The following is a 7262-nucleotide window of genomic DNA, read 5'->3' as shown; positions in this document are numbered from 1 at the left end:
CTCGAAGCGTGGAGAACGGCCGCCTCCGCTGTCCCGGAAATAACCGCAGGTCAGCAGGTCGGGTGACCTGCGACGTTAAACGTCAAGCTGAGTCGCCGTTCCCTTCCCCGTCCGGTGCCTCCATCATCGCGCACTCGACCACTTCGTCGCCTGCCGCGAGACCGGCACCCCGGATGGCCCTGAGCAGGGCGAAGCACCAGTCCGTCAGCCGGCTGCGGGCAGGGAGGCGAGCAGGGCGAAGGAGGACCGAGTGGTCGGCGTGAGCTTCCGCAAGCTGAAGACGAGGCAGGCGGTCAGGCTGCGGGGTCCCGAACCTCAGATGGTCCCGACGACCAGGCCTGACAGGCCCCGGTCAGATTCCCGACGCCTCCCGCCACAGCGAGGCGAGTGCCTGATCGCCCGAGACGCCCGGCAGGGGGAGGCGGTTCCAGAGGGCGAAGTACAACTGCCCTGCCGAGCCGTGCAGTTCGCACTCGGGCACCCCGGACGCGCCCCGCGTGGTCACCGGCGGCTCCGAGGACAGCCGTACGGTCCACACCGCGCCCGTGTCCTCCGCGCGCACGTGCAGGACGCGCGGTTCGGGCGTACGGACCCGGCTCCTGGGCCGTGCGTGGAAGCCGCGCAGCAGCTCGTCGATACCGTCGGTGGCGAACTCCGGAGTGACGGTGTTCGGTTCACCGTCGCGTGCGGACTCGGCGTCGAAGCGGTGCACGGCCGTCTCGTGCGCCTGCCGCCGGACCCAGAAGACCAGCGGGGACGGCGCGGGCAGGAACGCCCAGCACTCCACGTCGGGCGCGGCGGCGGCCAGCGTGTCCACGAGGTGGCGGTGGCTGCCGCGGTACCAGGCGACGAGGTCCGCGTCGTCGAGGCCGGCGGGTTCGGCCAGGGGGCGGGGCTCGGGGTGCCGGTCCGCGACGTACGCCGCGGCCCAGCGGTGCACCGCCCCCGTGTGCCGCAGCAGATCGCTCACCCGCCACTGCGGGCACGTCGGCACCTTCGCGTCCGTCCCGGCCTGCTCGGCGGCCGCGGCCAGCAGCCTGCCCTCGGTCTCCAGCGCGCTGAGGTACTCGGCGGTCTCCATGGCACCGAGTCTGCCGCACAAGCGCGCCGCCGTGCCGGGATTTTCCGGCAGCGCGCTCCCGGTGGCCCTGGTTACGGCAGCGGCGTACCGCCCGTCGCGTTGACGATCTCGGCCGTGATGTACGACGCCTCCCGCGAGGCCAGGAAGACGTACGCCGGTGCCATCTCGGCGGGCTGCGCCGGACGTCCGATGGGCGCCTGTTTGCCGAACGACTGCGTGTCCGGCAGCGTCGCCGGCTCTGCGTCCTCGTTCACCGGCATGAGGCCCGGTGAACAGGTACGCCACGCCAGGGCGCGATGATCACTCCGAGCCACGGATACCCGGGAATGTCCGTGCCGATCAGGCGTCCGGCGGGGAGGTGCGGCGGCCCGGGGCGCCTCGCCCGGGGGCCGGGTGGCGGTCCGGGACCCTGGGGAGGTGCGGCGGCCCGGCGGAGCGCGGGAGCCCCGCCTTGCGCCCGGGACACCCCGCCCGGGGATGGGCGGCAGCCCCCAACACCCCGTCCGCTCCCGCTTCCCGCGGTCTTCAGGCGTCGCCTGCGCTCGGGCCGTCCGCCGCCGCCGGGGCCCCCGCGCTCCGCCGGGCCGCCGCTCCCACGACCGCTTCCACGACCGCCGCCACCGCCGCCAGCACCGCCACACTCGTGAGTGCGGCCGGAAGGGTGAACCAGTCCGCCATGAAGCCGATGGCGGGCGGGCCGAGGAGCATGCCCCCGTACCCCAGCGTGGAGGCCGTCGCGACGCCGCCGGGGCCGGCCAGGGCGCCGGCGCGTTCCACGGCCACGGGAAAGAGGTTCGCCAGGCCGATGCCGGTGACCGCGTACCCGAGCAGTGCCGCCCACAGGGACGGGGCGAGCGCGCCGAGCAGCATGCCCGCCGCGGCGGTGGTGCCGCCCGCGACGACCGTCCGGGTCCGCCCCAGGCGCTCCAGCAGGCTGGTGCCGGTCAGCCGCCCCACCGTCATGGCGAGCGCGAAGCAGGAGTAGCCGGCGGCCGCGGCCCCCGCCGAGGCGTCGAGGTCCTGTTCGAGGTGCAGGGCGCCCCAGTCGGCCAGCGCTCCCTCCCCGTACGCCGAGCACCCGGCGATCAGGCCGAAGACGGCCACCAGACCCCGGGTGCGGCGGTCCAGCCGGCGCGGGGCGCTCCGTACCGGAGGCTTGCGATCCGAGGGCTCCCGCGGCTCCTGCGGCTCCTGCGGCTCCGGTGGGGCCGGGGGCTTCTGGCGCAGGAGCGTGGGTCCGGCGGCGGCCGTCACCAGCAGCCCCGTCACGCTCAGCAGCAGGAGGTGCCGCGCGGGGGACAGCGCCCCGGCGACCAGCCCGCCCAGACCCGCGCCGATCATGCCGCCCAGGCTGAACGCCGCGTGGAAGCTCGGCATGACCGGCCGTCGCGACGCGGCGACCAGTTCGACGGCGGCGCTGTTGAAGGCGACGTTGATCCCGCCGTACGCGGCCCCGAAGAGCAGCAGCACGAGCCCCAGCGCGAGGGCCGAACGGGTGAGCGGAGGCAGGGCGACGCTGAGGGAGAGCAGCACCGCGCAGACGACGGTGACCTGGTGGTTCCCGTAGCGACGGCACAGCCGACCGGTCAGGGGCATGGTGATGACGGCACCCGCGGAGACGCCCAGCAGGGCGAGTCCCAGGGCGCTGGCCGACGCGCCGGTCTGCTGCTTGATGGCGGGGATCCGGACGACCCAGCCGGCGAACACGAAGCCGTCCAGGGCGAAGAACACGGTGAGGGCGACGCGGAGTCGGGTCAGGGACTGGTTGTCTCCCGGCACGGCACTGTGCGCTCGGGATTTGTTTATCTGCGGCACAAAATCAGGCTAGGTGGGTGCGCGAGAGGGGACAAGGTGCGACGCTGGGACGGTAGGCCACCGCCGACGCTGCTCCGGAGGGCACGATGGGACGTGACGTGCCGGCCCTGGTGTTCACACGGGAGGACCGCCGTCGCTACCGGGAGAAGATGCAGACCGGTCTCGCGGTGCTCGCGCAGATGCTGCGCGAGTCCGGCTTCGAGAGCGAGCGCCCCCAGGTCGGCCTGGAGATCGAGCTGAACCTGGTCGACGACCACGGGCTCCCGGCGATGCGGAACACCGACGTGCTCCAGGCCATCGCGGACCCCGCCTGGTCCAGCGAACTGGGCCGCTTCAACCTGGAGATCAACATCCCCCCGCGGCAGCTGACCGCCGGCGGCCCCGGAGCCTGGGAGCAGGCCATCCGCGACGCCCTCAACCACGCCGAGGACCGCGCCGCCGCCGTCGGCGCCCACCTGATCATGGTCGGCATCCTGCCCACCCTGTCCGAGTCGCACGTGAGCGAGGCCGCCCTGTCCGGCGACCCGCGGTACCGGCTGCTCAACGAACAGATCTTCGCGGCCCGCGGCGAGGACCTGCGGATCCAGGTCGACGGCGTGGAGCGCCTGGCGACGTACGCCGACACCATCACCCCCGAGGCGGCCTGCACCAGCACCCAGTTCCATCTCCAGGTCGACCCGAAGGAGTTCCCGCACTACTGGAACGCCGCCCAGGCCATCGCGGGCGTGCAGATCGCCCTCGCGGCCAACTCGCCGTTCCTCTTCGGCCGTGAGCTGTGGCGCGAGACCCGCATCCCCCTGTTCGAGCAGGCCACCGACACCCGCCCGGAGGAGATCAAGGCGCAGGGCGTGCGCCCCCGGGTGTGGTTCGGGGAGCGGTGGATCACCAGCGTCTTCGACCTCTTCGAGGAGAACGTCCGCTACTTCCCGGCCCTGCTGCCGCTGTGCGAGGACGAGGACCCGCAGCGGGAACTCGACAGCGGCCGCGTGCCCCAGCTCGGCGAACTCACCCTGCACAACGGCACGATCTACCGCTGGAACCGACCCGTCTACGCGGTCACCGACAGCGGTCCCCACCTGCGCATCGAGAACCGGGTCCTGCCCGCCGGGCCCACCGTCGCCGACATCATCGCCAACGGCGCCTTCTACTACGGGCTGACCCGCGCCCTCGTCGACGAGGACCGGCCGGTGTGGACGCGGATGTCCTTCGCTGTCGCCGAGGAGAACCTGCACACCGCGGCCCGCGACGGCATCGACGCCCGCCTCTTCTGGCCCGGCGTCGGCGAAGTCCCGGTCACCGAACTGGTGTTGCGCCGCCTGCTGCCCCTGGCCCACCGGGGCCTCGAGCTGGCGGGCATGGACGACCCGTGGCGCGAACCCCTGCTCGGCATCATCGAACAGCGCTGCGTCACCGCCCGCAACGGCGCCACCTGGCAGGCCGAGACGGTCCACCACCTGGAGAAGGCCCGCGTCCCCGACCGGGACGAGGCGCTGCGCCGGATGACCAGGACGTACATGGACTACATGCACATGAACGCGCCCGCGCACACCTGGCCCGTCGACTGACCGCACCACCCGGTCACGCGGGGCTGGGCGTGGCCCGGCCCCGCCACTCCCGCGTCGGTGTCAGCGGTACGGGCGCCGGCCCCCGGCCGTCGTCGTCAGCTCCACGCGCCGCCCCTCGGCCGTGGAGCGCAGCAGGGCGGTCGTCGTCTCCAGTACGTGCAGGGCGAGTTCGCCGTGAGCGCGCCGTCCCCCGGCACTGAGGAAGTCGAGCAGCCCGGCGCCCCGCGCGCCCTCCTCGTAGCCCCCGAGACCGCAAGGGCGCGCCACGGGGTGTCGCCGAGGGTGTGGGGGCGGACCTCGTCGTCGAAGCGGTTCGGGTCGGGGACCGACAGGGTCGCCGTCTCGCCGTGGACCTCGATCGGCGCGGCCGTGGTCGCCACCCCGTCGAAGCTGCTGGTGAGCGTCGTCAGCGCGCCGTTCTCGTGCTCCAGCACCCCGGAGACATGGCTGTCCACCTCGACCGGTATGCGCTCGCCCGCGCGGGGGACCGGAACCGATGACCCGCTCGCCGCGCAGCCGCCCGGCGGCCCCGGTCACGGCACACGCCGGGTCGAGCAGGTGGATCAGCGAGGTGAGGTAGTACGGGCCCACGTCCAGCAGTGGGCCGCCGCCCTCCGTGTAGTAGAAGTCAGGGTGCGGATGCCAGCGTTCGTGGCCCGGAGTGACCATCACGGCCGAGGCGGACAGCGGGCGCCCGATCCTCCCCGCCTCCACGGCCGCCCGGGCCGTCTGGATGCCCGCCTCCAGAACGGTCTCGGGCGCGCACCCCACCCCGACACCCACTGCCCCAGCCGCCTCCAGAACGGCCCGGACCTCGGCGAACGGGGCGGCCAGGGGCTTCTCCCCGTAGACGTGCTTGCCGTGGCGGATGGCGCCCAGGGCGATCCCCGCGTGCGCCGCGGGCACGGTGAGATCGAGGACCGTGTCCACGTCCGGGCTGCTCACCAGAGCGTCGACCGGCATGGCCCGGGCCTCGGGCAGTTCGGCCGCGACGGCGGCCGAACGGGTCGCGTCCAGGTCGGCGACCGCGGTGAGCCGCACGGCGGGATGACCGGCGAGCGTGTCCAGGTACGCCCGGGAGATGACCCCGAGCCCTACGACGCCGCCGCGGTGCGCGCCTCCCACAGCATGTCGCTCTCGAGATGGCGCGGACCTGGGGAGTCCCGAGCACGTCGACGCTGTGCCCGGGGGTCGTCACCACGATCCGCCCGGCACCCCACCCGCGGGTCCAGACGGCGGGCGAGCTGACAGGCCGGTGCCAGGGCTGCCGGGGCCGGGCCGGGTGGGTGGTGGTGGCCAGGACCTCGATGAGGTCGTCGTGCAGCACCCGGTACTGCTCGGTCTCCAGCCCGAAGTCCTCCAGGCCGGCGGCGACGGGGTGTGGGTGCCCGGCCGGGGTGAACGCGACGGCGTGCGGCAGGAAGTTGCCGTTGCCCGCCGCCTCGCCCCGCCGCTCACGGGGCCGGCTCCTTGCCGGGGCGCGAGGCGAACCGGCCGCCCACCAGGTGGAGATAGTCGGCACTGGCACGGAACGGGTCGGCGATCCCCCCGTGCCAGCCGGTGAGTCCGGTGCCCGCGACGACCGCCGCACTCGGCCCCGCCACCTGCTCGGGGGTGATCTCCGACCTCGTCACGCACTGCACGACGAGGTCGGTCCCCGACATGACGGCGGCGTCGGCGTAGACATCGATCGACTCCTCGACCCGGTCGGCGTATCCGTGATCGCGGAGGAAGGCCAGGAACAGCTCCGTGGCCCGGACCGGCTGGTGCCCCTCCCATCCGCCGCGGACCCCAGGACGTGTCATGGCTCCGGCCGTGCCGTGCCGTTCCTGGAGACGCCGTCAGGAGCGGGAAGAGATGCCATGCCCCCGTCCGAGGACGAACGCCTGGTCGCCTCCGCCGCACGACTCGAACGGGAGGGCGCCCGGTGCACCCACGCCCTGAGGCCGGGCCGCCCGGTGCGCCCCCGGAGTACCGGCGCACCGGCGGCTGGTGGACCCTGGCGTGCGGCGTGGCCGTGCTGGGCTGCGGCCTCGCCCTGGCCCAGGGGCTGCTCATCGCCGGCGGCCTTGTCCCGGCCGGGACGGCGGCCCGACCGGTCGACCCGGACCGGGCCCGCCCGCGTCACCGGGGTCCTGAGCGCGGCGGCCCGGAGTGACGGGTACCGGGCCCTCGCCCCGATGACGGAGGTCCTTGTCCCCCGTCCGGGCAGCGCGCACGTCCGCCTGCCGCCGCGGCTCGGGGGATGCCCGTCCGCACCCCGTCCCACCAGGGGAGACGGCGGCGAGGACCCGGAGGCGCCGCTCGTGCACGGGGCTGCCCGCGGGGGTGCGTTCTGCCGCCGTACGGGTGGGGCCGTAACCCGTGTGAACGCCCCGAATGGTGAGACGGCCCGGCGTGACTGACGGTGGTTCACGTCGAGGCCGGGTCTCGTGAGCTGGCGAGGCGTCAGCTGCCCGGTCCGCGACGGAAGGACTCACCGATGCGTTCTGCCCGCACGCTGCTCGCGACGGCCACGGCCACCGCCGCCCTCGCGATCGCCGCACCCGCCGCCTACGCCCAGGTGATGGGTGACTGGGACCACGACGACTCTTCCTACAGCAAGGAGCACGACAAGGACGGCAAGCACGAGAAGCCGCACGGTGGGATGCACACCGGGGGCGGCGCTCTGACGGGGGCGAAGGCCGACCACGACAAGGACGGCTACGGCGAGAAGGACAAGGAGCACGGCAAGGACTCCTGGCAGGGCAAGCACGAGAAGCCGCACGGCGGGATGCACACCGGGGGCGGCGCCCTGGCCC

General features: G+C 73.9%; 4 protein-coding genes and 4 pseudogenes. 3 read left to right on the top strand and 5 right to left on the bottom strand.

Features of this window, described 5'->3' with window-relative positions:
- Positions 1 to 352 precede the first annotated feature (352 nt).
- The 3 genes and pseudogenes from ACFW6P_RS31125 to ACFW6P_RS31115 form a co-directional block, all read right to left on the bottom strand.
- A complete protein-coding gene (locus ACFW6P_RS31125; RefSeq protein ID WP_386353980.1) occupies positions 353 to 1081 on the bottom strand; it encodes a maleylpyruvate isomerase family mycothiol-dependent enzyme in 729 nt (242 codons plus the stop codon).
- 71 nt (positions 1082 to 1152) lie between these two features.
- Positions 1153 to 1320, bottom strand: a pseudogene (locus ACFW6P_RS31120) (SDR family oxidoreductase); the annotation flags it as partial.
- Between the two features lie 286 nt (positions 1321 to 1606).
- Positions 1607 to 2860 (bottom strand): MFS transporter, encoded by a 1254-nt coding sequence (locus ACFW6P_RS31115; protein ID WP_386353978.1) that lies wholly within the window; start codon positions 2858 to 2860, stop codon positions 1607 to 1609.
- Positions 2861 to 2982: 122 nt separating this feature from the next.
- Between ACFW6P_RS31115 and ACFW6P_RS31110 the strand changes: the two genes are divergently transcribed.
- On the top strand, positions 2983 to 4461 hold the full coding sequence (locus ACFW6P_RS31110; RefSeq protein WP_386353976.1) for a glutamate-cysteine ligase family protein: 1479 nt from the start codon (positions 2983 to 2985) through the stop codon (positions 4459 to 4461).
- 13 nt (positions 4462 to 4474) lie between these two features.
- Here the strand turns inward: ACFW6P_RS31110 and ACFW6P_RS31105 are convergent.
- Positions 4475 to 5586: pseudogene (locus ACFW6P_RS31105) on the bottom strand (Gfo/Idh/MocA family protein).
- Positions 5556 to 6266, bottom strand: a pseudogene (locus ACFW6P_RS31100) (ThuA domain-containing protein). Before ACFW6P_RS31100 ends, ACFW6P_RS31105 begins: the two co-directional pseudogenes overlap by 31 nt.
- A gap of 122 nt (positions 6267 to 6388) precedes the next feature.
- On the opposite strand from ACFW6P_RS31100, the gene ACFW6P_RS31095 reads away from it, so the two are divergent.
- Together ACFW6P_RS31095 and ACFW6P_RS31090 are read left to right on the top strand one after the other, a co-directional pair.
- A complete protein-coding gene (locus ACFW6P_RS31095) occupies positions 6389 to 6619 on the top strand; it encodes a hypothetical protein (RefSeq protein WP_386353974.1) in 231 nt (76 codons plus the stop codon).
- 324 nt (positions 6620 to 6943) lie between these two features.
- Positions 6944 to 7262 (top strand): annotated as a pseudogene (locus ACFW6P_RS31090) (hypothetical protein); the annotation flags it as partial.

Source organism: Streptomyces sp. NPDC058741, from assembly GCF_042746715.1.
Lineage (GTDB): Bacteria > Actinomycetota > Actinomycetes > Streptomycetales > Streptomycetaceae > Streptomyces.
This window is presented reverse-complemented; position numbering and strand designations above follow the sequence as displayed.

Excerpts from the sequence above, each read along its gene's own strand:
- ACFW6P_RS31125 (WP_386353980.1), bottom strand. The coding sequence starts at position 1,081 with ATGGAGACCGCCGAGTACCTCAGCGCGCTGGAGACCGAGGGCAGGCTG.
- ACFW6P_RS31110 (WP_386353976.1), top strand. The coding sequence starts at position 2,983 with ATGGGACGTGACGTGCCGGCCCTGGTGTTCACACGGGAGGACCGCCGT.